Origin of the sequence: Pseudomonas marincola (genome assembly GCF_900682675.2) — a bacterium.
GTDB lineage: Bacteria > Pseudomonadota > Gammaproteobacteria > Pseudomonadales > Pseudomonadaceae > Aquipseudomonas > Aquipseudomonas marincola.
In genome coordinates this window covers 4,214,226-4,237,557 of sequence record NZ_LR215729.2, presented here as the reverse complement: position 1 = coordinate 4,237,557, position 23,332 = coordinate 4,214,226, and the positions used below count along the sequence as shown (strand labels likewise).

The 23,332-nt window shown below is 58.5% G+C and carries 23 protein-coding genes; 10 read left to right on the top strand and 13 right to left on the bottom strand.

Translation table 11 applies throughout. From position 1 onward, the window contains the following. Positions 1-26 precede the first annotated feature (26 nt). The 7 genes from rpsF to PMYSY11_RS19400 all read left to right on the top strand — a co-directional run bounded on the left by rpsF (position 27) and on the right by PMYSY11_RS19400 (position 8,435). Entirely contained in the window at positions 27-449 is a 423-nt protein-coding gene (gene rpsF / locus PMYSY11_RS19430) for a 30S ribosomal protein S6 (RefSeq protein WP_069898272.1), read from the top strand. A 28-nt stretch (positions 450-477) separates the two neighbouring features. Next, the gene (rpsR, locus tag PMYSY11_RS19425; protein WP_003246847.1) at positions 478-708 is read left to right on the top strand and encodes a 30S ribosomal protein S18; all 231 of its coding nucleotides are present in this window, start codon (positions 478-480) and stop codon (positions 706-708) included. 35 nt (positions 709-743) lie between these two features. After that, complete coding sequence (locus tag PMYSY11_RS19420; protein ID WP_069898271.1) at positions 744-1,637, top strand: YybS family protein; 894 nt, start codon at positions 744-746, stop codon at positions 1,635-1,637. Positions 1,638-1,658: 21 nt separating this feature from the next. Then, entirely contained in the window at positions 1,659-2,105 is a 447-nt protein-coding gene (rplI, locus tag PMYSY11_RS19415; RefSeq protein ID WP_069898270.1) for a 50S ribosomal protein L9, read from the top strand. Between the two features lie 119 nt (positions 2,106-2,224). Beyond that, on the top strand, positions 2,225-3,619 hold the full coding sequence (dnaB, locus tag PMYSY11_RS19410) for a replicative DNA helicase (protein ID WP_069898269.1): 1,395 nt from the start codon (positions 2,225-2,227) through the stop codon (positions 3,617-3,619). Between the two features lie 98 nt (positions 3,620-3,717). After that, positions 3,718-4,800: an alanine racemase gene (alr, locus tag PMYSY11_RS19405; protein WP_150547771.1), complete on the top strand. Its 1,083-nt coding sequence runs from the start codon at positions 3,718-3,720 to the stop codon at positions 4,798-4,800. 1,343 nt (positions 4,801-6,143) lie between these two features. Then, positions 6,144-8,435 carry a YgiQ family radical SAM protein gene (locus PMYSY11_RS19400; protein WP_069898558.1) on the top strand — a complete coding sequence of 764 codons (2,292 nt, stop codon included), beginning with the start codon at positions 6,144-6,146 and terminating at the stop codon, positions 8,433-8,435. Positions 8,436-8,542: 107 nt separating this feature from the next. Here the strand turns inward: PMYSY11_RS19400 and PMYSY11_RS19395 are convergent, their stop codons facing one another. The 3 genes from PMYSY11_RS19395 to PMYSY11_RS19385 all read right to left on the bottom strand — a co-directional run bounded on the left by PMYSY11_RS19395 (position 8,543) and on the right by PMYSY11_RS19385 (position 11,118). Beyond that, positions 8,543-9,808 (bottom strand): Hsp70 family protein, encoded by a 1,266-nt coding sequence (locus PMYSY11_RS19395; protein ID WP_069898268.1) that lies wholly within the window; start codon positions 9,806-9,808, stop codon positions 8,543-8,545. Between the two features lie 91 nt (positions 9,809-9,899). Next, on the bottom strand, positions 9,900-10,343 hold the full coding sequence (locus tag PMYSY11_RS19390) for a YqaA family protein (protein WP_420830065.1): 444 nt from the start codon (positions 10,341-10,343) through the stop codon (positions 9,900-9,902). 52 nt (positions 10,344-10,395) lie between these two features. Then, positions 10,396-11,118, bottom strand: a complete 723-nt coding sequence (locus PMYSY11_RS19385) for a VC0807 family protein (protein WP_069898266.1) — start codon at positions 11,116-11,118, stop codon at positions 10,396-10,398. A gap of 261 nt (positions 11,119-11,379) precedes the next feature. Between PMYSY11_RS19385 and PMYSY11_RS19380 the strand changes: the two genes are divergently transcribed. From PMYSY11_RS19380 to PMYSY11_RS19370, 3 genes are all read left to right on the top strand, one after another. Continuing rightward, positions 11,380-12,105, top strand: coding sequence for a substrate-binding periplasmic protein (locus tag PMYSY11_RS19380; protein WP_239655506.1), 726 nt, complete (start codon positions 11,380-11,382; stop codon positions 12,103-12,105). Positions 12,106-12,229: 124 nt separating this feature from the next. Next, complete coding sequence (locus tag PMYSY11_RS19375) at positions 12,230-13,093, top strand: isocitrate lyase/PEP mutase family protein (RefSeq protein ID WP_069898557.1); 864 nt, start codon at positions 12,230-12,232, stop codon at positions 13,091-13,093. A gap of 85 nt (positions 13,094-13,178) precedes the next feature. Beyond that, on the top strand, positions 13,179-13,445 hold the full coding sequence (locus PMYSY11_RS19370; RefSeq protein ID WP_150547770.1) for a DksA/TraR family C4-type zinc finger protein: 267 nt from the start codon (positions 13,179-13,181) through the stop codon (positions 13,443-13,445). A 133-nt stretch (positions 13,446-13,578) separates the two neighbouring features. On the opposite strand, the gene ureC is transcribed toward PMYSY11_RS19370, so the two are convergent. The 10 genes from ureC to urtA form a co-directional block, all read right to left on the bottom strand. Further along, positions 13,579-15,279 (bottom strand): urease subunit alpha, encoded by a 1,701-nt coding sequence (gene ureC / locus PMYSY11_RS19365; RefSeq protein WP_069898263.1) that lies wholly within the window; start codon positions 15,277-15,279, stop codon positions 13,579-13,581. Between the two features lie 85 nt (positions 15,280-15,364). Further along, on the bottom strand, positions 15,365-15,670 hold the full coding sequence (locus PMYSY11_RS19360; RefSeq protein WP_069898262.1) for an urease subunit beta: 306 nt from the start codon (positions 15,668-15,670) through the stop codon (positions 15,365-15,367). A gap of 5 nt (positions 15,671-15,675) precedes the next feature. Further along, positions 15,676-16,173 carry a GNAT family N-acetyltransferase gene (locus tag PMYSY11_RS19355; protein ID WP_075723230.1) on the bottom strand — a complete coding sequence of 166 codons (498 nt, stop codon included), beginning with the start codon at positions 16,171-16,173 and terminating at the stop codon, positions 15,676-15,678. Between the two features lie 11 nt (positions 16,174-16,184). Further along, positions 16,185-16,487, bottom strand: coding sequence for an urease subunit gamma (gene ureA / locus PMYSY11_RS19350; protein ID WP_069898261.1), 303 nt, complete (start codon positions 16,485-16,487; stop codon positions 16,185-16,187). A 48-nt stretch (positions 16,488-16,535) separates the two neighbouring features. Next, positions 16,536-17,387 carry an urease accessory protein UreD gene (locus PMYSY11_RS19345; RefSeq protein ID WP_150547769.1) on the bottom strand — a complete coding sequence of 284 codons (852 nt, stop codon included), beginning with the start codon at positions 17,385-17,387 and terminating at the stop codon, positions 16,536-16,538. Between the two features lie 135 nt (positions 17,388-17,522). Continuing rightward, positions 17,523-18,221 (bottom strand): urea ABC transporter ATP-binding subunit UrtE, encoded by a 699-nt coding sequence (gene urtE, locus PMYSY11_RS19340; protein ID WP_150547768.1) that lies wholly within the window; start codon positions 18,219-18,221, stop codon positions 17,523-17,525. 37 nt (positions 18,222-18,258) lie between these two features. Next, positions 18,259-19,110 carry an urea ABC transporter ATP-binding protein UrtD gene (gene urtD, locus PMYSY11_RS19335; protein WP_150547767.1) on the bottom strand — a complete coding sequence of 284 codons (852 nt, stop codon included), beginning with the start codon at positions 19,108-19,110 and terminating at the stop codon, positions 18,259-18,261. Further along, complete coding sequence (gene urtC, locus PMYSY11_RS19330) at positions 19,107-20,198, bottom strand: urea ABC transporter permease subunit UrtC (RefSeq protein ID WP_069898257.1); 1,092 nt, start codon at positions 20,196-20,198, stop codon at positions 19,107-19,109. The genes urtD and urtC overlap by 4 nt, the downstream gene beginning before the upstream one ends. Beyond that, positions 20,198-21,772, bottom strand: a complete 1,575-nt coding sequence (gene urtB / locus PMYSY11_RS19325; RefSeq protein WP_069898256.1) for an urea ABC transporter permease subunit UrtB — start codon at positions 21,770-21,772, stop codon at positions 20,198-20,200. The genes urtC and urtB overlap by 1 nt, the downstream gene beginning before the upstream one ends. A gap of 146 nt (positions 21,773-21,918) precedes the next feature. Further along, positions 21,919-23,187, bottom strand: coding sequence for an urea ABC transporter substrate-binding protein (urtA, locus tag PMYSY11_RS19320; protein WP_069898255.1), 1,269 nt, complete (start codon positions 23,185-23,187; stop codon positions 21,919-21,921). Between the last annotated feature and the right edge of the window lie 145 nt (positions 23,188-23,332).

Sequence of the window (23,332 nt, the reverse complement as noted above, 5' to 3'; positions counted from 1 at the left end):
CAGGCTACAACCCGTAAGGAGCATTTATGCGTCATTACGAAATCATCTTTCTGGTTCACCCGGACCAGAGCGAGCAAGTCGGCGGCATGGTTGAGCGTTACACCAAGCTGATCGAAGAAGACGGCGGCAAAATCCACCGTCTGGAAGATTGGGGCCGTCGTCAGCTGGCTTACGCCATCAACAACGTCCACAAAGCACACTACGTGATGCTGAACGTTGAGTGCACTGGCAAAGCTTTGGCTGAGCTGGAAGACAACTTCCGCTACAACGATGCTGTGATCCGTAACCTTGTCATCCGTCGCGACGAAGCTGTTGTTGAGCAGTCCGAGATGCTGAAGGCCGAAGAAAACCGCAGTGAGCGCCGTGAGCGTCGTGACCGTCCTGAGCATTCTGACAGCAATGACAGCAATGACAGCGACAACAACGACAGCGACAACGCTGACGAGTAATCCACGGATCTATTGAGGAGCCTATCAAATGGCACGTTTCTTCCGTCGTCGTAAATTCTGCCGTTTCACCGCTGAAGACGTGAAAGAGATCGATTTCAAAGATCTCAACACGCTGAAAGCTTACATCTCGGAAACCGGCAAAATCGTTCCTAGCCGTATCACCGGTACTAAGGCTCGTTATCAGCGTCAGCTGGCTACCGCTATCAAGCGCGCCCGCTTCCTGGCCCTGCTGCCCTACACCGACAGCCACGGCCGCTAAGACCGGATGTTCGACAAGTAGTAAGGGATATACGCATGCGTGCCATCGCTGAATTCATTATGCGCGGCCGTGTGCAGGCCACTCTGGTAGTGGTCATTTCGGCGGCATTGCCGCTGTTGTTCTGGTTAAGTGCTGCTGCAGGTTGCCTGGTGCTCCTGCGGCGCGGTTTGAGGGATGCGTTAAGCATTCTGATCTGGGCTTTATTACCGGCCATTGGCTGGTGGTATTTTGGTGAGCCGCGCACCCTTTTGGTGTTGTTCGGTGCATTAGGGCTGGCGTTGTTGTTGCGCGCCAGCGAGTCCTGGAACCGTGTGCTGCTTTGCAGCGTGGCATTGGGCCTGGTGTATGGGTTGGTTCTGGGTGCGCAGTTTCGCGAACCCATCGATGCAATGGCGGGTGAGATCCAAAAGCTCATGCCGCAAATGCTAGATGGGGTCTACCAGCAAATGTCGGTAGACGAGCAAGCTCGCCTGGGTAGCCTGATTGCACCGGTCCTGACCGGATTGATAGCAGCCTTGTTGCAGATAGTCAGCCTGTTAAGCCTGGTTCTTGGGCGTTATTGGCAGGCGTTGCTGTACAACCCGGGTGGTTTTGGGCGCGAGTTTCGCGCACTGAGATTGCCGCCGCCGTTGGCGATGTTGCTACTGGTAGGCATGCTGGTCGGTCCTAATCTGGGCCTGCAACTGGCAATGCTGACACCGTTGTGTAGCGTACCGTTGGCGTTTGCGGGCATCGCCCTGATTCATGGGCTGGTGGCGCAAGGGCGGCTGGCGAAGTTCTGGCTGGTTGGGCTGTACATCACGCTGTTGCTGTTTATGCAGCTGACTTATCCGTTACTCGTGGTCTTGGCCATAGTCGATAGTCTGTTTGATTTTCGTGGTCGTTACGTGCGTAAAAACGGCACTGGCCCCACGAACGGTGAAGGTTAAAAGTTAAGAGGTAAGACCCAAATGGAAGTCATCCTTCTGGAAAAAATCGCCAACCTGGGCAACCTGGGCGACAAAGTGAATGTTAAGGCTGGTTACGGCCGTAACTTCCTGCTGCCGAAAGGCAAAGCAACTGCTGCTACCGCTGCTAACGTTGCTGCTTTTGAAGCACGCCGCGCCGAGCTGGAAAAGCTGGCTGCTGAGAAGAAAGCTTCGGCTGAAGCTCGCGCTGCTCAACTGGGCGAACTGGAAGTCACCATCACCGCTACTGCGGGTGACGAAGGCAAGCTGTTCGGTTCGATCGGTACTCACGACATCGCTGACGCACTGACCGCCTCTGGCGTTGAAGTAGCTAAAGCTGAAGTTCGTCTGCCGAACGGCACTATTCGTCAAGTTGGCGAATACGACGTTGCTGTGCACCTGCACACTGACGTTGAAGCGACTGTTAAGCTGATTGTTGTTGCTGCGTAAGCAGTATGCGACATAGCGGTCTTGCACTTCGGTGCAGGTCTGCTGACAATTAGGCACGTCATTGCGCAAGCGATGTCGTGCCTTTTGTTTTTTATTGCCACTCATTTTTCTCAGAGCTTATGAACGAGATCAGCATTCCCGAGCAATACGACCTGCAAACCTCTGCCCTCAAGGTGCCGCCGCACTCAATCGAGGCTGAGCAGGCTGTGCTTGGCGGCCTGATGCTCGACAATAACGCCTGGGAGCGGGTGCTTGATCAGGTGTCTGATGGCGACTTTTATCGCCACGATCACCGGTTGATCTTCCGTGCAATCTACAAGCTGGCCGAGCGCAATCAGCCGTTTGACGTGGTCACCTTGTCCGAGCAGCTGGATAAAGAAGGCCAGCTCTCGCAAACCGGCGGTTTGGCGTATCTGGGCGAGCTGGCGAAAAACACCCCGTCGGTTGCCAACATCAAGGCCTACGCGCAGATCATTCGTGAGCGCGCCACCTTGCGTCAGTTGATCGGTATTAGCGGCGAGATCGCCGACAGCGCCTACTCACCGGAAGGTCGCACTGGCGAGGAAATCCTCGATGAAGCCGAGCGGCTGATTTTCCAGATTGCCGAGGCACGGCCGAAGACCGGCGGGCCGATGGCGATCAACGATATTCTGGTCAAGGCTATCGACCGCATCGACACCCTGTTCAACAGCGGTGACGACATTACCGGCCTGTCCACCGGCTTTACTGATCTGGATGCACAGACCAGCGGCTTGCAGCCAGCGGATCTGGTGATCGTTGCCGGTCGTCCGTCGATGGGTAAGACCACCTTCGCCATGAACCTCGTCGAGAACGCCGTGTTGCGCAGCGACAAGGCGATCATCGTTTACTCGCTGGAGATGCCATCCGACTCGATCGTTATGCGTATGCTCGCATCGCTGGGACGCATCGATCAGACCAAGGTGCGTGCCGGGCGTCTCGATGATGACGATTGGCCGCGCCTGACCTCGGCGGTCAACCTGCTCAACGACCGCAAACTGTTCATCGACGATACCGCCGGTATTTCACCGTCTGAAATGCGCGCGCGCACGCGGCGTCTGGCGCGTGAGCATGGCGAGATCGGCATGATCATGGTCGACTACCTGCAGCTCATGCAGATCCCCGGCTCCAGCAGCGAAAGCCGGGTGAATGAGATTTCTGAAATCTCCCGCTCGCTAAAAGCCCTGGCCAAAGAATTCAACTGCCCGGTGATTGCTCTCTCGCAGCTGAACCGTGGCCTTGAACAGCGCCCCAACAAACGCCCGATCAACTCTGACTTGCGTGAATCGGGTGCGATCGAGCAGGACGCCGACATCATCATGTTCGTCTACCGCGATGAGGTTTATCACCCCGAAACCGAGTACAAGGGTGTGGCGGAAATCATCATCGGTAAGCAGCGTAACGGTCCAATCGGCACCACGCGCCTGGCGTTCCTCGGCAAATACTCGCGCTTCGAGAACCTTGCGCCGGGCAGCTACCAGTTCGATGACGACTAAGGCGTAGCGGCTCTCAGCGGTTTAAATGCCGCAGCATGATTAAAACAGGCGTTCAGTGGTTAAACTGAGCGCCTGTTTTGTTTGAGGATGCCGTATTCATGCGCCCGCTCGTCGCCACCATCAATCTGTCTGCCATCCGCCACAACTATGCCGTTGCCAAGCGCTGTGCGCCGGGCCGCGAAGCATTCGCCGTGGTCAAAGCCAATGCTTACGGGCATGGCGTGCGCGAAGTGGTGACTGCTCTGCATGACGAGGCCGATGGTTTTGCCGTGGCCTGTCTTGAGGAGGCCTGTGAGGTTCGGGCGCTGCATGCAAACGCCCGGGTGTTGCTGCTTGAGGGCTGTTTTGAGGCTATCGAGTTGCAGTTGGCGGCGCAGTTGCGCCTCGATGTCGTGGTGCAAAGCCAGCGTCAGGTTGATCAGCTATTGGCGTTGGAGATCGAGCAGCCGCTGAATGTGTGGATGAAGCTCGACAGCGGCATGCACCGGCTGGGCTTTGATGATCATCTGCTGCGCGAAAACTATGCCCGACTGAGAGGCGCGAAACAGGTCGGCGAACTGAATCTGATGAGCCATTTTGCCTGTGCAGATGAGCGCGGGCATACGCTGACTGAAGATCAGCTCGAACGTTTTCTTGAGGTGCTGGATCTGGATTTTGATCAGCGCTCACTGGCTAACTCGGCGGCAATTCTGACCATCCCGGCGGCGCATATGGATTGGTTGCGGCCGGGAATTATGTTGTATGGCGCCACGCCGTTTGCTGATCTCGGCGCGGCTGAGCTGGGCCTTAAACCGGCGATGCAACTGGATGCCGAGTTGATTGCCATTCGTACCGTCGAGGTGGGTGAGACCGTGGGGTACGGCGCTGGCTGGGAGGCGCTGCGGGTGAGTCGGATTGGTACGGTGAGTTGCGGTTATGCGGATGGTTATCCGCGTCATGCGCCGGCCGGTACGCCGTTGGTTATTCGCGCGCAGCGTGTGCCGTTGGTGGGGCGTGTGTCGATGGACATGCTTACGGTTGATCTGACTGATTTGCCGCAAGCCGAGGTCGGCGATGCGGTGCAGCTTTGGGGCGAGCAGTTGCCCGTTGATGAGGTCGCCAGTGCGGCGGGGACGATTGGTTATGAGTTGTTGACCAAGGTGACCGCGCGGGTGCCGCGGCGGTATGTGCAGGAGGAGTGAGGTTGGGGTAAGGCACGGAGTCTAATCTCCGTGATTTGCTGTTTATCAGCAAATCCATCCCCCGCGAACCGTGTGGCCTGGAGGTTGGAATCCGCATCGCGGCTTCCGACATGGCGGGTGGCTTGCTGTGCGCGATCTGCTTGTAATCGTTGCCGGTTTTTGGGTATCCGGTTATGCGTTCCACCCGACGTAATGCTATGACGGATTACGCCGCGTTGCGGCTAATCCATCCTCCGCGAACCGTGTGGCCTGGAGGTTGGAATCCGCAACGCGGCTTCCGACATGGCGGATGGCCTGCTGTGCGCGGTCTGCTCTTGATTGGCTTTTGGTTTTTGGTTTTTGAACGCTGGCGCTAAGCCTGAATTTGTATTGTTCTTGCGCCACCTTTTCGCCCTTACGGCGAGTCACTTTTCACAATCGATTGAAAAGTAACCAAAAGATCTTGCCCCTCCATTGGGCCTCGCTGTACTCGGCTTCCCGCATTCCATCGTTGCTCCGTGGGCACGCCGCGATGGGCCGTCCTTGGCCCAACGCAACTCTCGCCGCATCCATGCGGCTCAACCCACTACGCAACGATTGCATTTGGCCGGCTGGAAAGGGGCGTTTTGCGGTGTCTGGGCTTGATGTGGTCGGTTGAGGGTTTTTTGCGGATATTTCGGGTGTTGGTTATGCATTCCACCGACGTAATGCCATGACGGATTACGCCGCGTGGCGGCTAATCCATCCTCCGTATTCCGCGCGGCCTGGAGGTTGGAATCCGCATCGCGGCTTCCGACATGGCGGGTGGCCTGCTATGCGCGGTCTGCTTGTGATCGTTGGCGGGTTATCTTGGGTGTCCGGTTATGCATACCCCCGACGCAATGTCATGACGGATTACGCCGCGTGGCGGCTAATCCATCCTCCGTAATTCGTGTGGCCTGGAGGTTGGAATCCGCAACGCGGCTTCCGACATGGCGGATGGCCTGCTGTGTGCGGTCTGCTTTGATCGTTGGCGGGCTTTTGGGGCGTCCGGTTATGCATTCCACCGATGCAATTTCATGACGGATTACGCCGCATTGCGGCTAATCCATCCTCCGTGAACCGTGCGGCCCGGAGGTTGGAATCCGCATCGCGGCTTCCGACATGGTGATAATGGGGCAAGGCCGGCGTGTGTTGTCGGGGCGACTACTCTGAGCTGGGCGCGGTGCTAGCGTTGGTTGAATGAACGCGCAGCCGACACCGGTAAATTTAACCAATACCCGGCAACCTGCCCATGCGGCAGATAAACCCAGCGGGGAGGTCGGAATTGGTTAAAATTTGTGCTATTCTCCGCGCCCGTTAAAATCCTTCACCCGGTCATTGTCATGCACGCAGCCAAGCCGTTATTCGATTATCCAAAATACTGGGCCGAGTGCTTCGGTCCAGCGCCTTTCTTGCCGATGAGCCGGGAAGAGATGGATCAGCTTGGCTGGGATTCGTGTGACATCATCATCGTGACCGGTGATGCGTATGTTGACCATCCGTCGTTTGGCATGGCCATCATCGGCCGTCTGCTGGAAGCGCAGGGTTTCCGTGTCGGCATCATTGCGCAGCCGGACTGGAAATCGAAAGATGATTTCATGAAGCTCGGCGAGCCCAACCTGTTCTTCGGGGTGGCTGCTGGCAACATGGACTCGATGATCAACCGCTACACCGCCGACAAGAAAATCCGTTCTGACGACGCCTACACGCCAGGCGGTTTGGCCGGGAAGCGTCCGGATCGGGCCAGCCTGGTGTATAGCCAGCGCTGTAAAGAAGCCTACAAGCATGTGCCGATTGTGCTGGGTGGTATCGAAGCCTCGCTGCGCCGTATTGCGCATTACGATTACTGGCAGGACAAGGTGCGTCATTCGATTCTGATCGATGCCTGTGCTGACATCCTGTTGTACGGCAACGCCGAGCGCGCCATCGTTGAAGTGGCCCAGCGTTTGGCCTTCGGTCATAAAATCGAAGACATCACCGATATTCGCGGCACCGCGTTCATTCGCCGTGACACGCCGAAAGAGTGGATGGAGATCGACTCTACACGTATTGATCGTCCCGGTAAGGTCGACAAGATCATCAACCCGTACGTGAACACTCAGGACACTCAGGCCTGCGCGATCGAGCAAGAAAAAGGCCCGGTTGAAGACCCGAACGAAGCCAAGGTCGTGCAACTGCTGCCGCACCCGCGTCTGGAGCGTGATAAGACGGTTATCCGCCTGCCATCGTTCGAGAAAGTCCGTTCCGATGCCGTGCTCTATGCGCACGCCAACCGCGTGTTGCACCTTGAGACCAACCCCGGCAACGCCCGTGCGCTCGTGCAAAAACACGGTGAGGTCGATGTGTGGTTCAACCCGCCACCGATCCCGATGACCACCGAAGAGATGGATTATGTGTTCGGCATGCCTTATGCGCGCATCCCGCACCCGGCGTATGGCAAAGAGAAAATCCCGGCCTACGACATGATCCGTTTCTCGGTGAATATCATGCGCGGCTGCTTCGGTGGCTGTACGTTCTGCTCGATCACCGAGCACGAAGGGCGGATTATCCAGAACCGTTCGCATGAGTCGATTCTCAACGAGATCGAAGAAATTCGCGACAAGGTTCCCGGCTTTACCGGCGTTATTTCCGACTTGGGTGGCCCGACCGCGAACATGTATCGCATCGCCTGCAAGAGCCCGGAAATTGAAGCCGCATGCCGCAAGCCATCCTGTGTATTCCCGGGGATTTGCGAGAACCTGAATACCGATCACTCGTCCTTGATTCAGCTGTATCGCTCGGCGCGTGATTTGCCGGGCGTGAAGAAGATTCTGATTGCCTCGGGCTTGCGCTACGACCTCGCGGTCGAGTCGCCAGAGTACGTTAAAGAGTTGGTGACCCATCACGTTGGCGGCTACCTGAAGATTGCCCCGGAACATACCGAGGAAGGCCCGCTCAACAAGATGATGAAGCCGGGCATTGGCAGCTATGACAAGTTCAAGCGCATGTTCGAGAAGTACTCGAAAGAGGCCGGCAAAGAGCAGTACCTGATTCCTTACTTCATCGCCGCTCACCCGGGCACTACCGATGAAGACATGATGAATCTGGCGCTGTGGCTGAAGAGTAACGACTTCCGTGCGGATCAGGTGCAGGCGTTCTATCCGTCGCCAATGGCCACCGCCACCGCGATGTACTACTCAGGCAAGAACCCGCTGCGCAAGGTGACGTACAAGAGTGACGGGGTGAACATCGTCAAGAGCGAAACCCAGCGCCGTCTGCACAAGGCATTCCTGCGTTATCACGACCCGCGTGGCTGGCCGATGTTGCGTGAAGCACTTGAGCGCATGGGCCGCAGCGACCTGATTGGTAACGGCAAGCATCAGCTGATTCCGGCGCATCAGCCTGCCACCGACAGCTACCAGAGCGCACGTCGCAAGAACTCGACGCCAGCCGGTAGCAAGAAGGTCGGCAAGGCCATGCTCACCCAGCACACCGGCTTGCCGCCGCGCGCCAGTGATGGCGGTAATCCGTGGGACAAGCGTGAGCAGGCCAAAGCAGCCGCGTTCGCCAAGAATCAGGAAGCGGCGCGTGAGCGTGCCAATGCCAAGAAGGGCAAAGGCAAGAAGCCTTCCAAACCGGCTGCCGTGCCGCGCTAAATGATGCTGCGGGTGACGGCGCTGCTTGTGCAGCCCGCGCCCAAAGCTCCTGCCTTGGACGCGGACGAGATGCCGCGCCAAGCCTGCATCTCATCCAGCCTGTTTACTCAGCCGTAGCGCTTCTGCGCCTCAATCGCCAGACCATTGCCAATACTGCCGAAGTTGTTGCCTTCGACATGACGGGCATTCGGCAGCATGGCGGCCACGCTTTGGCGCAGCGCCGGGATGCTGCTTGAACCGCCGGTGAAGAACACCGTATTGACCTGATCGACGCTGACATTGGCGCGGGTCATCAATTCGGTAACGCTGGCGCGAATCTTCTCCAGCAGCGAATCAATCGAGCTGTCGAACAACTCGCGAGTCAGTTCAGCGACCAGGCCCGGCTCGATGCGCTTGAGGTCGATTTCGCGCTTATCGGTTTCAGTCAGCTCGATTTTGCTGTCTTCCACCTGCATCGCCAGCCAGTGGCCAGCGCGCTGGTCAATCAACTTGAACAGGCGGTCGATGCCAGTCGGGTCGACGATGTCGTAGCGCATGTTCTGCAATGCCAACTGCGATTTCTGCGCGTACACCGCGTTAATGGTGTGCCAGGTTGCGAGATTAAGGTGCGAGCTGGTGGGCATCAGCGCCGAGCTTTTCATCCGGCTGCCGTAACCGAACAGTGGCATCACCCCTTGCAGGCTGAGTTGCTTGTCGAAGTCGGTACCGCCGATGTGCACGCCGCCAGTGGCCAGAATATCGTCCTGGCGCTCTGCAACTGCGCGTCGCTCGGGTGATAGACGCACCAGTGAGAAGTCCGAAGTACCGCCGCCGATATCGACGATCAGTACCAGCTCTTCGCCGGTGATGGTGCTTTCGTAGTCGAAGGCCGCGGCAATCGGCTCGAACTGGAACGACACATCCTTGAAACCGAGCTTGTGGGCAACGCTGACCAGAGTGTTTTGCGCTTCCATATCGGCGACCGGGTCGTCATCGACAAAGAACACCGGGCGGCCCAGTACAACCTCTTCAAAGCTGCGTTCTGCCACGGCTTCGGCGCGGCTTTTCAGCTCGCCGATAAAGAAGCCCAGCAAGTCCTTGAAGGGCAGCGCACTGCCGAGAACGGTGGTTTCGCTTTTCAGCAGTTTCGAGCCCAGCAGGCTTTTCAGGGAGCGCATCAGGCGTCCCTCGTAACCTTCGAGGTATTCGTGCAGGGCCAGACGGCCGTATACCGGGCGGCGTTCTTCGAAGTTGAAGAAAATTACCGAGGGCAGGGTGATCTTGCCGTCTTCGAGCTCGATCAAGGCCTGCGTGTCGGGGCGTTGCCAGCCGACGGTGGAGTTTGAGGTACCAAAATCTATGCCGACGGCGCGGGCGGGAGTAGTAAATGACATGCGGCGCGCTGTTCCAAAAAAACGGCCGCGCATTCTAAGCGAGCTGGCCGCGCATTGCTGCCCCCACTGGTAAGTTTGTCGGGGATTTTATTCAGGGCTGGGTTATGCCAAGGGTTATGGCGGCGAGAATCGCATAACGGGACGTTTTGGCCAGCGTGACGATCAGCATGAAGCGCCACAACGGCTCGCGCATAACGCCGGCGATGAGGGTCAGCGGATCACCGATTACCGGCATCCAGCTGAGCAGCAGGCTCCAGTGGCCGTAACGCTGATATTGCGTTTGCGCGCGTTGTAATTGCTGTGCGGAGACCGGAAACCAGTGACGATCTCTGAAACGCTCGACGGCGCGTCCCAGCAGCCAGTTCACCAGCGAGCCCAACACATTGCCGCAACTGGCGATAAAAACCAGCCACCAAAGGCTGTAGTCGCCACTGAGCAGCAGCGCGACCAGCACCGCCTCTGACTGCAGGGGCAGCAGCGTGGCGGCGCCGAAGGCCGAGAGGAACAGGCCGAGGTAGACCGAGATTGTCAGCAAGGCGTTAAGGTCTGCTGGCGCCCAGGCATAAGGGCGTCAGCCAGCCGGCAGGTCAGTCGTCTTGACCGGTGTTGTGCATGATCTCTTCGAGCTTGAGCCCGGTGAGGCCATGAATGGTTTTCCACAGGTAGTAGAAAATGGCCATCATCATGATCATCGACGGGATGGCGATCATCGGGTAGCTGAGCAAGGTCAGGCGGCCCAGCTCTTCGTTAAAGGCCTCGGAGCCCCCAGGACTTGTGACGATCCACTTGGCCAGCACGTAGTTCATTACCGAGGAGAAAAAGAACGTGCCGCTCAGCCAGTAAGTGGCTTTGAGCAGGCGTTGCTCGAATTGCTCGGTGTTGCCGCCTTGTTCGAGCCGTTCCTGGATCTTGTCGACATTGAGCACCGCTTTGTTGAACAGCATGGTGCGGATCAATGGGTAACGGGTGCGGGTCGAGATAATCACGGCGATGCCGATAAGCCCCGGAACGGCAGCTTCCTTGATGGCCAGCCACTGGTTGTCGAGTTTCAGCAGGCCGATGCCGCCGGTAAGCAATACGCTTACCAGACCCAGCAGCGCGATAAAGTTGAACTTACGGTATTTGATCAGCTCGAAAGCGCCCCAGCCCAGCGGGAATGCCAGTGCGAGGATCAGTGCGCCATCAGCGCCAAGACGCGTTTCGCCGCTGAGTTTCATCAGAATGAGCGAGGGGATAACAATGCTCACCAGCATATCGATCAGCGGGCGAGGCTTGTGCGTTTCTGTCGGCGTATGCGTTATGTCTGTCATGTCTATCAAATAGCAGAGTTGAGGTGCGATCATCGCCTGCTTGAGGCTTGACGGCTAGTCCGATTGTCGGTTGTAGCTTGAAGATTTTGTCAAAAATTACTGCCAGCTGAATTATCGGTAACCAAAAGGCGTAGATGGCGGGTGCGTTTCAGTGAGTTATGATCGTGTATCTGCGCATCATGGTGGCACATTGTTAGTACCAAGAATTGGCGACAGGGGTAAGGCTGAGTGGGGTGTTTTGCAAAGCAACTGAGTTGTGCCGTGTTGTTGAGTTTGCTCGGGGTTCAAGCCTCGGCGGCTATGCGTTTCTACACTGAAGAGGCCGCGCCGTTGGCTTTTATGCAAGACGGCGAAATGCGCGGCATGTCGGCGGAGCTGGTCAACGCGCTTATCGCCCGTACCGGCGAGCCTTCAACTGTCGAAATAGTGCCTTGGACACGTGGCTATTATCTGGCTCAGCGTGAGCCGGACACGGCGCTGTTTTCCACCGTGCGCACACCCGAGCGCGAAGCCAGCTTCCAGTGGGTTGGGCCGATTCTGGTGGGCAGCAGCCGTTTTTACTCGCTCAAAAGTAACCCCATTGAGGTCAACAGCCTGCAAGATGCAGCGGCCAGCGGCCCCTTGGCTCTACCGAAAAAATGGTACAGCTACGAAAGTTTGCAACATATGGGGTTATCCAACCTCTATGGTGTCGACAGCGCGAAGATCATGGTCAGAATGCTCAAGCGCGGAAGGGTTAACCTGATAGCCACTCAGGACCTGACGCTGGAGCAGGAGCTTGCCACTGGCGGGCTGGTACCGGCTGACGTTCGTGCTCATATGAGCTTCATGAAGTCGGCTTACTATATCGCCTTTTCACCGGCGACCAGCCCGGCCAAGGTTGCCCTTTGGCAAAGCGCGCTTGACGACATGCGCGCAGATGGCAGCTACGAAAAGATTGTTCACAAGTGGCTGCCCCACGTAGACGTTAACACCAGCGCCGAGTGACAGACGGCACCCGGCGGGCTGTCACCCGATCTTTGCAGCGTGCGTCCTACACCCAATATTCGCTAGGCCAGCCCGACTTTTGCGGCTGGCCTGATTAACTTTTTGGAGCCGTCATATGCCCATTATTCAACGCGCCTCGCATCACCAGTTGCGCAGTGCTTTCCAGCAGCTGCTTGCGTCCAGCGAGTGTTACCACACGGCGTCGGTGTTTGATCCGATGTCGGCGCGCATTGCTGCCGATCTGGGTTTTGAGGTGGGTATTCTGGGTGGCTCGGTCGCCTCGTTGCAGGTTTTGGCCGCACCGGATTTTGCCCTGATCACCCTCAGCGAGTTTGTCGAACAGGCCACGCGCATTGGCCGGGTCAGCCGCCTGCCGGTGATTGCTGACGCGGACCACGGTTACGGCAACGCCCTGAACGTAATGCGCACGGTGGTTGAGCTTGAGCGCGCAGGCGTCGCGGCGCTGACCATTGAAGACACCCTGCTGCCAGCTCAGTTCGGGCGCAAATCAACCGACCTGATCAGCGTCGAAGAAGGCGTCGGCAAGATCCGCGCTGCGCTTGAAGCGCGGGTTGATCCGGACCTCGCCATCATCGCCCGAACGCATGCAGGCGTACTGGATATCGATGAAGTCATCCGCCGTACTCAGGCTTATCAGGCCGCTGGCGCCGACGGCATTTGCATCGTCGGCATTGAAGACTTCGAGCATCTGGAGCAGGTCTCGGCGGCGCTTTCCGTGCCGCTGATGCTGGTCACTTACGGCAACCCCAAGCTGCGCGACAACGCGCGTCTGGCCAGCCTGGGTGTGCGTATCGTGGTTAACGGCCACGCGGCCTACTTTGCGGCGATCAAGGCGACTTACGATTGCCTGCGTGAGCAGCGTGAAGCGCTGGGCAGTGACCTCAGCGCCTCGCAACTGGCGCACAAGTACACCATGCCCGAAGAGTATGTGGCATGGGCCGAAGAGTTCATGGACGTTAAAGAGTAGAGCGCCCCACGCACGGCAGATCTTGAATTTTTTGCGCTGAGCGCGCATATCTATCCCGTGTTGGTAAACAACTCAGGAGTCGATCATGGCCGGTGGTTGGGCAAGTGATGGTGCGGTACAAGAGCAAATCGACAGCAGCATCGACGATGCGATTCAGCGTGCCCGCAGCCAGTTGCACACAGGGCAGAGCCTGACGCATTGCGAGCAGTGTGATGCGCCCATCCCGCAAGCGCGGCGCGAAGCCGTCCGCGGGGTGCGCTTGTGCATAATCTGTCAGGCCGAAGACGATAAAGCCAATGCCGCAGGTGCCGGTTACAACCGGCGCGCGAGTAAAGACAGCCAGTTGCGCTGACGCATGGCTGGCGCCGATTCGCTGCATGCTTGAATCCAAACGCAGAATATCAGCCGGCTGAGCAGCCTGCTCAACGCAAACAGGGCCCATGTCGGGCCCTGTTTGCGTTTACAACTGATACCGAGCTGAGCGGTCAGAACAGGAAGTAGCGCTGCGCCATTGGCAGCACTTCTGCCGGTTCACACCAGAGCAGTTGACCGTCTGCCTTGACCTGATAATTCTGCGCATCGACTTCGATGTTGGGCAGGTAATCGTTGTGGATAAGGTCGGTCTTCTTCACATCGCGGCAACCTTTGACCACGCCAATCTGCTTCTTCAAACCCAGTTGCTCGGGCACGCCAGCATCCTTGGCCGCCTGACTGATAAAGGTCAGGCTGGTGGCGTGGCGCGAGCCGCCGTAGCTGGCGAACATCGGACGATAGTGCACCGGCTGCGGTGTCGGGATCGACGCGTTGGCATCTCCCATCAGGCTGGCCGCAATGGCTCCGCCCTTGAGAATCAGAGTCGGTTTGACGCCGAAGAACGCCGGACGCCAGAGCACCAGATCTGCCCACTTACCGACTTCGATTGAGCCCACTTCATGGCTGATGCCATGGGTAATCGCCGGGTTGATGGTGTACTTGGCGATGTAGCGTTTGATGCGAAAGTTATCGTTGCCTTCACCATCGCCCGGCAATGCACCGCGCTGTTGCTTCATCTTGTCGGCGGTTTGCCATGTGCGGGTAATCACCTCGCCGACGCGGCCCATGGCCTGACTGTCGGAGCTGATCATCGAGAAGGCGCCGAGGTCATGCAAAATATCCTCGGCGGCGATGGTTTCGCGGCGAATACGGCTCTCGGCGAAAGCCACATCTTCGGCAATACTCGGGTCGAGGTGGTGGCAAACCATGAGCATGTCGAGGTGCTCATCAATGGTGTTCTTGGTGAACGGCCGGGTCGGGTTGGTCGAGCTTGGCAGTACGTTCGTAAAGCCACACGCCTTGATGATGTCCGGCGCATGGCCGCCACCGGCACCTTCGGTGTGATAGGTGTGAATGGTGCGGCCCTTGAATGCGCCCAGGGTGGTTTCAACAAAACCCGACTCGTTGAGTGTGTCGGTGTGAATCGCCACCTGTACGTCGTACTCGTCGGCCACGCTCAGGCAGTTGTCGATGGCGGCTGGTGTCGTGCCCCAGTCTTCGTGCAACTTGAGGCCGATAGCGCCGGCTTTGACCTGCTCTATCAGCGGCTCCGGCAAACTGGCGTTGCCCTTGCCGGTAAAGCCAATATTCATCGCGAAAGAGTCGGCCGCTTGCAGCATGCGCGCCATGTGCCACGGGCCGGAAGTGCAAGTCGTGGCGTTGGTGCCGGTTGCAGGGCCGGTGCCGCCACCGATCATGGTGGTCACGCCGCTCATCAATGCTTCTTCGATCTGCTGCGGGCAAATGAAGTGAATATGCGAGTCGATCCCGCCAGCGGTGAGGATCATGCCTTCACCGGCGATAACTTCGGTGCCTGCGCCAACTGCGATGGTGACATCGGGCTGGATGTCGGCGTTGCCGCCTTTGCCGATTGCCGCAATGCGTCCGTCCTTGAGGCCCACGTCGGCTTTGACGATGCCCCAGTGATCGATGATCAGCGCGTTGGTGATCAGCGTATCGACCACATCTTTGGCGCACAACTGGCCTTGGCCCATGCCGTCACGGATGACTTTGCCGCCGCCGAACTTGACCTCTTCGCCGTAGGTGGTGAAGTCTTTCTCGACCTCGACCCAAAGCTCGGTATCGGCCAGGCGAACCTTGTCGCCAACGGTTGGGCCGAACATGTCAGCGTAGGCTTGTCTGCTGATTTTCATGGTGTGCTAATCCTGTTTCAGGCTGCCTCGGCGTTACGTGCCCGAGGTCGAAATATCGATTTCACAAAGCGTTTGCAGCCACCCGTTAAAGGTCGCCCATGATCCGTCCGGCAAAGCCGAACACGCGGCGATGGCCGGCCAGATCAACCAGCTCGACTTCACGTGACTGACCCGGCTCGAAACGCACGGCGGTGCCGGCCGGAATATTCAGACGCATGCCACGGCTTGCCGGGCGGTCGAAGGTCAGCGCATCGTTGGTTTCGAAAAAGTGAAAGTGGGAGCCGACTTGAATCGGCCGGTCACCGCTGTTTGCAACCGTCATGCTGAGGGTGCGGCGGCCGGCGTTGAGTTCGATCTCGCCGTCCTTGATTTGGTATTCACCGGGGATCATTGCGCTCACTCCAGAATCAATTGCAAAAAGGTCAGGTCCAGCCAGCGGTCGAACTTGCGCCCGACTTGCGGCATGACCCCGGTCACTTCAAAGCCGAGGCGCTTGTGCAGGCGGATCGAGGCGCGGTTTTCACTCTCGACCGCCGCCACCATCACATGCAGTTTGTCGGCGCGCGCGCGCTCGATAAGCGCTTCCATCAACTGGGCCCCGATGCCAAGACCGCGCTGGTCGCCACAGACATACACCGAGTGCTCGACGGTATGGCGAAAACCTTCAATGCTGCGCCATGTTCCGTAGGTGGCATAGCCGACCAGACGGCCATTGGCATCATGGGCAACCAGAACCGGAAAGCCTGCGCGCTGGCGATCATTGAGCCAGGCCAGACGATTGTCGAGGTCGACTTCTGTCTCGTTCCAGATCGCCGTGGTGTTGCGCACTGCATCGTTGTAAATCGCCAGAATGTGCGGGGCGTCGGCCTCGCTGGCATCGTTGATCAATATCATCAAGGCACCTTTCAAACGATGGGTTGATGCACGGTGACAAGCTTCGTGCCATCCGGGAACGTGGCTTCGACCTGAATTTCCGGGATCATTTCGGGGATGCCTGGCATCACTTGATCACGGCTCAGCAGAGTGGTGCCGTAATGCATCAGATCGGCCACGGTCTGACCGTCGCGGGCACCTTCCAGCAGCGCGGCAGAAATATACGCCATCGCTTCCGGGTAATTGAGTTTCACCCCGCGAGCCAAACGGCGTTCGGCTACCAGTCCGGCAGTGAATATCAGTAATTTGTCTTTTTCGCGTGGACTTAAATCCATCTCGGCTTCTCCAGCTCGGATACTTCAAAATGCTGTGGGATAAACAATTCAGGTGTTCCAGATACGCGGCGGCACGGCTTCGCGGCCCAGCGCGGCAGGGCGCAGCAAGCGCCACAATTCAATCAGCCAGGCGCGTGCGTGCAAGGCTTCACTCGCCAGACAACGGGCCACCAGCATGCCCGGCAGCTGGCTGAGATCGCCACGCACCTGGCCGCTGGTAACGCCCAGCTGCTCGCGGCAATGCTCGAGTAATTGCGGGTCAATCTCGGCGCTGACCAGCAGCGTCGCAAACACCGGCTTACCGTCTAAACCAATAGGTGAGTCGAGCAGGCCATCATTACCGCAAATGCGTTGGCGCTCGTGCCAGATTAGTTCGCCATCACGGCGAATATCCAGCGCCGACTGGAAATGGCCGCGATCGAAACGCTCGCCACTGGCAGGGCGGCCGAGGGCGATGATGTCCCAGTAAAACAGCCGCGCATCACCTTCAAGCTCAATCGAGGTGCTTAGTTCGGCCTGCGCTGCCGAGTAGACGATGGTTTCCTGCGGCAGCCATTCCAGCGTCGCGCCCGCTTCAACGCGTAAATTCAGCTGCTGAAAAGCCGGGCCGGCGGCGCGATACCACTTGGCCGCGCCGGGGCTGGTCAGTTGCGCCCAGGCGCCGGTTGCAACATTGGCGCTGATGTCCAGCCGGTCGCCACCGGCAATACCGCCTGGCGGGTGGACAATGATGTGCTGACACACCTCGGGGCCTTCCGCGTACAGATGCTTCTGCACCCGCAGCGGACCTTTATGACGGCGCATAACCGGGCGTGTGGTGTCGCCATTTCGGGCGTAGCCCAACTCCAGCTCGGCGTGCCAGCTGGGTGTGAACAGGGCAGGGGTAATCGGTGCGTTCATGCGTTGGTTCGTTTTGTCTGTGGCAGAGCGTAGGTGGCAAGTTGCGGCATTAACACCGCGCTACTCAGGTAACGCGGCGCAGCGCCGAATGCGGTTGTGCAACGCTTGATGGCATTGTGCACATTACCGGCTGGATCAGATTGCAACCAGCCCCCTGACGCCATCGGCTTCCATTTGCTCACCGCGGCCTTGCTGGATGATCTCGCCACGCGACATCACCAGATACTGATCGGCGAGTTCGGCGGCGAAGTCATAGAACTGCTCGACCAACAAGATCGCCATGTCGCCTCGTGCCGCGAGTTTCTTGATCACCACGCCGATTTCCTTGATCACCGAGGGCTGAATGCCTTCGGTAGGCTCATCCAGAATCAACAGCCGTGGTTGGCTGGCCAGTGCGCGGCCAATCGCCAATTGTTGCTGCTGGCCGCCGGACAAATCACCGCCACGGCGGTGCTTCATCTCTTGCAGCACCGGGAACAACTCGTAGATGAACGCGGGCACTTCTTTGGCCTGGCTGGCCGGGAAGCGCGACAGCCCCATCAACAGGTTTTCTTCAACCGTGAGCCTGCCGAATATTTCCCTCCCCTGCGGTACATAGGCGATGCCGGCGTGCACGCGCTGGTGCGGCTTGAAGCCGGTAATGGTCTGGTTTTCCCATTTCACTGCGCCTTCCTTCGCGGGGATCAGGCCCATCAGGCATTTCAACAGCGTGGTTTTCCCCACGCCATTGCGCCCCAGCAAGCAGGTGACTTCGCCGACCCTGGCCTCGAAAGACAGGCCGCGCAGGATATGGCTTCCGCCGTAATATTGATGCAGTTGTTCAACGTGCAGCATATTGGTATTCCTTGTTGGTGCGCTGAGAGCGGGGCTGTCAGCGACCGAGATAAACTTCGATCACGCGTTCGTCGGCCTGCACTTCATTGAGTGAGCCTTCGGCCAGCACGCTGCCCTGATGGAGTACGGTGACGTGGTCGGCAATCGAGCCGACAAAGCCCATGTCGTGCTCGACCACCATCAGCGAATGCTTGCGTGCGAGTGACTTGAACAACTGCGCGGTGAACTCGGTTTCGGCGTCGGTCATGCCCGCTACCGGCTCGTCGAGCAGCAACAGTTGCGGGTCTTGCATGAGCAACATGCCGATCTCGAGAAACTGCTTCTGGCCGTGCGAGAGCAAACCGGCGGGGCGTTGCCGTGCGGTGTCCAGACGAATGGTGGTCAGCACTTCGTCGATGCGGTCGCGCTGCTCGCCGGTCATCTTGGCGCGCAAGCTGGCCCACACCGACTTGTTGGTCTTTTGCGCCAGTTCGAGGTTCTCGAACACGCTCAACGCCTCGAATACGGTGGGTTTCTGAAACTTGCGGCCGATGCCTGACTGGGCGATTTGCACTTCGCTCATGTGCGTCAGGTCGAGGGTTTCACCGAAGTAGGCCATGCCGCTGTCGGGTCGGGTCTTGCCGGTAATCACATCCATCATGGTGGTTTTGCCGGCACCGTTGGGGCCGATGATGCAGCGCAATTCGCCCACGCCGATGTACAGGTTGAGATCGGTCAGGGCTTTGAAACCGTCAAAGCTGACGTTGATGCCTTCCAGCGTGAGAATGGTGCCGTGGCGAACATTCAGGCCTTTTTCGGCACGCAGGCCAGCACCGATTGCATCGCGAGCAGCGCCTGCCGGGTCAAAGGCCGGTTCCAGCATGGCTTCCGGGATTGGAACGGCTCTCATGATTTTTCACCTCGCTTGAGCAGGCCCACCACGCCTTTGGGCAGATACAGGGTGACCAGAATAAACAGTGCGCCCAGCGCAAACAGCCAGTATTCGGGGAACGCGACGGTGAACCAGCTCTTCATGCCGTTGACCATGCCAGCGCCGAGAATCGGCCCGATAAGCGTGCCGCGACCGCCGAGTGCGACCCACACGGCAGCCTCGATCGAGTTGGTGGGCGACATTTCGCTGGGGTTGATGATGCCGACCTGCGGCACATACAGCGCACCGGCCAAACCGCAGAGCACGGCAGACAAGACCCAGATAAACAACTTGTAGCCGCGTGGGTCGTAGCCGCAGAACATCAGGCGGTTCTCCGCGTCACGCAGCGCCGTGAGTACCCGGCCGAACTTGCTGCGCGCCAGTTTCCAGCCCAGCAGCAGGCTGCCGACCAGTAGCGCTACAGTCGCCAGAAACAGTGCCGCCCGCGTGGCGGGAGCGGTGATGTCGAAGCCGAGAATGCGCTTGAAGTCGGTGAAGCCATTGTTGCCGCCAAAGCCGGTTTCGTTGCGAAAGAACAGCAACATGCCGGCAAACGTCAGCGCCTGAGTCATGATCGAGAAGTACACGCCCTTGATCCGCGAGCGGAAGGCAAAGAAGCCAAACACCAGCGCGAGCAAACCGGGCGCCAATACCACCAGACACATAGCCCAAAGGAAGTTGCTGGTGCCGTACCAATACCAGGGCAGCTCATTCCAGGCCAGAAAGCTCATGAACGCGGGCAGGCCATCGCCAGCCGTTTCGCGCATCAGGTACATGCCCATGGCATAGCCGCCGAGGGCGAAGAACAGGCCGTGGCCGAGCGAGAGCAGGCCGGCGTAACCCCAGACCAGATCCAGCGCCAACGCGACCACGGCGTAGCAGAGAATCTTGCCGACCAGCGTCAGGGTGTAAGCGCTCAGGTGCAGGCTGTTGTCTGCCGGCAGCATGTGCAGCAATGGCATGGCGATCAGTATCAGCAGAATCAGGCCGCCAAGCGCTATTGAAACGCGCGGGCCGAGTCTGGCGCTGGTGCGCGCCAGTACGGTTTGATTTAGAGGCATAGTCATTAGTCGATCACCCGTCCTTTGAGTGCAAACAAGCCTTGCGGGCGTTTCTGAATGAACAGAATGATCAGCGCCAGAATCAGGATCTTGCCGAGCACCGCACCAATCTGCGGTTCGAGAATTTTGTTGGCGATGCCCAGCCCGAAGGCCGCCATGACGCTACCGGCCAACTGGCCGACGCCACCGAGTACGACCACCAGGAACGAGTCGATGATGTAGCTCTGGCCAAGGTCGGGGCCGACGTTGCCGATCTGGCTCAGGGCCACGCCGCCCAAGCCTGCGATGCCTGAACCGAGGCCAAAGGCGAGCATGTCGATACGCCCGGTCGGGACGCCGCAGCAGGCCGCCATGTTGCGGTTCTGGGTGACGGCACGGACGTTCAGGCCCAGCCGCGTTTTGTTCAGCAGTAGCCAGGTCAGCACGACCACGAACAGGGCGAAGGCGATGATGACGATGCGGTTGTATGGCAGCACCAGATTAGGCAGCAACTGGATGCCGCCGGAGAGCCAGTAAGGGTTGGCGACTTCGACGTTTTGCGCGCCGAAGATCACCCGCACCAGTTGAATCAGCATCAGGCTGATGCCCCAGGTGGCCAGCAGTGTTTCCAGCGGGCGGCCATAGAGGTGGCGAATCACCGTGCGTTCCAGCGCCATGCCAATAGCGGCGGTTACGCAGAACGCGACGGGCAGGGCGATCAGCGGATACAGGGCAATCGCCTCGGGCGCATAGCGCTGGAACATGACCTGAACCATGTACGTCGAATAGGCGCCGAGCATCAGCATTTCGCCGTGCGCCATGTTGATCACGCCAAGCAGGCCAAAGGTAATTGCCAGGCCCAGCGCGGCAAGTAGCAGAATCGAGCCGAGGCTCATGCCGCTGAAAGCCTGGCCGAGTAACTCGCCTATCAGCAGCCGACGCTTAACCTGCGCCAGGCTGGTTTCGGCAGCGGTGCGCACGGCAGCGTCAGTTTCTACGCCTTCTTCGAGCAGTCGTTCGAGACGCACACGGGCCAGCGGCTGGCCGGTTTCACCGAGCAGGCGCACTGCGGCCAGCCGCACCGCCGGATCAGTGTCGACCAGTTGCAGGCTGGCCAGCGCGAGGGCCAGCGCTTCGTGAACATCATCGTCGCTTTCATTGCTCAGGCGTTCATTGAGCAGCGGTAACTGCGCAGGCTTGGCGCTTTTCTGAAGCAGCGTGGCACCTTGCAGACGCACCGCCGGATCGCTCGAAAGCAACTGGTGGCTGGCAACGGTGGTGGCAATCAGGCCGCGCAGGCGATTGTTCAGGCGCAACTTGCGCAGTTTGCCTACGGGAAGCGTTTCACCTTCAGCGCTCTGGTAACCGCTGTCGGTCTTGTAAAACGGGGTTTTGTTGCTGTCGGCTGCGACGCGACCTTCTTGCAGGGCATCGAGCAATGGCAAGCGAGCTGGATCGGGCTCGGCAGCCCAAGCCTGGAGCAATTTCGCTTGCTTTGAAGAATTGGCGGCGCTGAAATCTGCCGCGTCACCTGCATGGCTGGTGCTCCAGACGAGACACAGCAGCAGGGCGAATGAAAGCCGGTAGAGGGCAGTGATCATGATGGTGAGATTCCCTTTGAAAACTCCGGCAACTCTCTTGTCGGAGCTTTCCGGTGAGCTTGCAGCCGGATGTGGTCCGACGCTCAGCAACCAATAGCGATGCCAGCGAGACAGCCGTGTGGCTGCCCGGCTGGCAGTCCATGCGTTTAGTTGGACTTCACTGCGTAATCCGGCTTCTTGTCGTTACCCTCGATGTAAGGGCTCCAAGGCTGGGCGCGGATCGGGCTGTCGGTTTCCCAGACCACATCAAACTGACCGTCTTCCTGAATTTCACCGATCATGACCGGCTTGTGCAGGTGATGGTTGGTCTTGTCCATGGTCAGGGTGAAACCGGACGGCGCGCTAAAGGTTTGGCCGGCCATGGCTTCACGCACTTTATCGACATCGGTGGTGCCGGCTTTGGTCACAGCTTGCGCCCACATGTTGATACCGACGTAGGTGGCTTCCATCGGGTCGTTGGTCACGGCTTTGTCGGCGCCAGGCAGGTTCTTGGCCTTGGCGTAGGCTTTCCACTTGTTGACGAACTCGGTGTTGACCGGGTTTTCAACCGACTCGAAGTAGTTCCAGGCGGCCAACTGGCCAACCAGTGGCTTGGTGTCGATGCCGCGCAATTCCTCTTCGCCCACCGAGAAGGCTACAACCGGAACGTCGGTGGCTTCGATGCCCTGATTCGCCAGCTCTTTGTAAAACGGTACGTTGGAGTCGCCGTTCACGGTCGAGATCACTGCGGTTTTGCCGCCTGCCGAGAACTTCTTGATGTTGGCAACGATGGTTTGGTAATCGCTGTGACCAAACGGGGTGTAAACCTCTTCGATGTCCTTGTCGGCGACACCTTTGCTGTGCAGGAATGCCCGCAGGATCTTGTTGGTGGTGCGCGGATAGACGTAATCGGTGCCGAGCAGGAAGAAGCGCTTGGCTGCGCCGCCGTCTTCGCTCATCAGGTATTCAACCGCCGGGATGGCTTGCTGGTTTGGCGCCGCGCCGGTGTAGAACACGTTGGGCGACAGCTCTTCGCCTTCATACTGAACCGGGTAGAACAACAGGCCATTGAGTTCTTCGTAAACCGGCAGTACCGATTTACGCGATACCGACGTCCAGCAACCGAAGGTTACGGCCACTTTGTCCTGGCTGAGCAACTGACGGCCTTTTTCGGCGAACAGTGGCCAGTTCGAAGCCGGGTCAACTACAACCGGTTCCAATTGCTTGCCGAGAACACCGCCTTTGGCGTTGATCTCGTCGATGGTCATCAGCGCCATGTCTTTCAATGAGGTTTCAGAGATAGCCATGGTGCCGGACAGCGAGTGGAGAATACCGACCTTGATGGTGTCGGCGGCATGCGCGCTGAATGGGAACAAACCGGTCAGCAGCAGGGCGCTGGCGGCTAGGGTCGATTTCAGGAGAGGACGGCGTTTCATTATTATGGCTCCATGCGCAACGGTTGGATTAGACCGGGTTGAAATACCGGGGCTTTAAAAGCCGGGGTCCAATAACCATTGGCAGCATCCGTGCCAATTAGCGCAAGTGCCTGTTTTTCTTGAGAATGTGGTCAGATTTTGGGCG

Excerpts from the sequence above, each read along its gene's own strand:
- alr (WP_150547771.1), top strand. The coding sequence starts at position 3,718 with ATGCGCCCGCTCGTCGCCACCATCAATCTGTCTGCCATCCGCCACAAC.
- PMYSY11_RS19385 (WP_069898266.1), bottom strand. The coding sequence starts at position 11,118 with ATGACAGACATAACGCATACGCCGACAGAAACGCACAAGCCTCGCCCG.
- ureC (WP_069898263.1), bottom strand. The coding sequence starts at position 15,279 with ATGAAAATCAGCAGACAAGCCTACGCTGACATGTTCGGCCCAACCGTT.
- PMYSY11_RS19395 (WP_069898268.1), bottom strand. The coding sequence starts at position 9,808 with ATGTCATTTACTACTCCCGCCCGCGCCGTCGGCATAGATTTTGGTACC.
- urtE (WP_150547768.1), bottom strand. The coding sequence starts at position 18,221 with ATGCTGCACGTTGAACAACTGCATCAATATTACGGCGGAAGCCATATC.
- PMYSY11_RS19360 (WP_069898262.1), bottom strand. The coding sequence starts at position 15,670 with ATGATCCCCGGTGAATACCAAATCAAGGACGGCGAGATCGAACTCAAC.
- PMYSY11_RS19370 (WP_150547770.1), top strand. The coding sequence starts at position 13,179 with ATGGCCGGTGGTTGGGCAAGTGATGGTGCGGTACAAGAGCAAATCGAC.
- urtC (WP_069898257.1), bottom strand. The coding sequence starts at position 20,198 with ATGACTATGCCTCTAAATCAAACCGTACTGGCGCGCACCAGCGCCAGA.
- rplI (WP_069898270.1), top strand. The coding sequence starts at position 1,659 with ATGGAAGTCATCCTTCTGGAAAAAATCGCCAACCTGGGCAACCTGGGC.
- PMYSY11_RS19400 (WP_069898558.1), top strand. The coding sequence starts at position 6,144 with ATGCACGCAGCCAAGCCGTTATTCGATTATCCAAAATACTGGGCCGAG.
- rpsR (WP_003246847.1), top strand. The coding sequence starts at position 478 with ATGGCACGTTTCTTCCGTCGTCGTAAATTCTGCCGTTTCACCGCTGAA.
- rpsF (WP_069898272.1), top strand. The coding sequence starts at position 27 with ATGCGTCATTACGAAATCATCTTTCTGGTTCACCCGGACCAGAGCGAG.
- dnaB (WP_069898269.1), top strand. The coding sequence starts at position 2,225 with ATGAACGAGATCAGCATTCCCGAGCAATACGACCTGCAAACCTCTGCC.
- urtD (WP_150547767.1), bottom strand. The coding sequence starts at position 19,110 with ATGAGAGCCGTTCCAATCCCGGAAGCCATGCTGGAACCGGCCTTTGAC.
- urtA (WP_069898255.1), bottom strand. The coding sequence starts at position 23,187 with ATGAAACGCCGTCCTCTCCTGAAATCGACCCTAGCCGCCAGCGCCCTG.
- urtB (WP_069898256.1), bottom strand. The coding sequence starts at position 21,772 with ATGATCACTGCCCTCTACCGGCTTTCATTCGCCCTGCTGCTGTGTCTC.
- PMYSY11_RS19345 (WP_150547769.1), bottom strand. The coding sequence starts at position 17,387 with ATGAACGCACCGATTACCCCTGCCCTGTTCACACCCAGCTGGCACGCC.
- PMYSY11_RS19420 (WP_069898271.1), top strand. The coding sequence starts at position 744 with ATGCGTGCCATCGCTGAATTCATTATGCGCGGCCGTGTGCAGGCCACT.
- ureA (WP_069898261.1), bottom strand. The coding sequence starts at position 16,487 with ATGGATTTAAGTCCACGCGAAAAAGACAAATTACTGATATTCACTGCC.
- PMYSY11_RS19355 (WP_075723230.1), bottom strand. The coding sequence starts at position 16,173 with ATGATATTGATCAACGATGCCAGCGAGGCCGACGCCCCGCACATTCTG.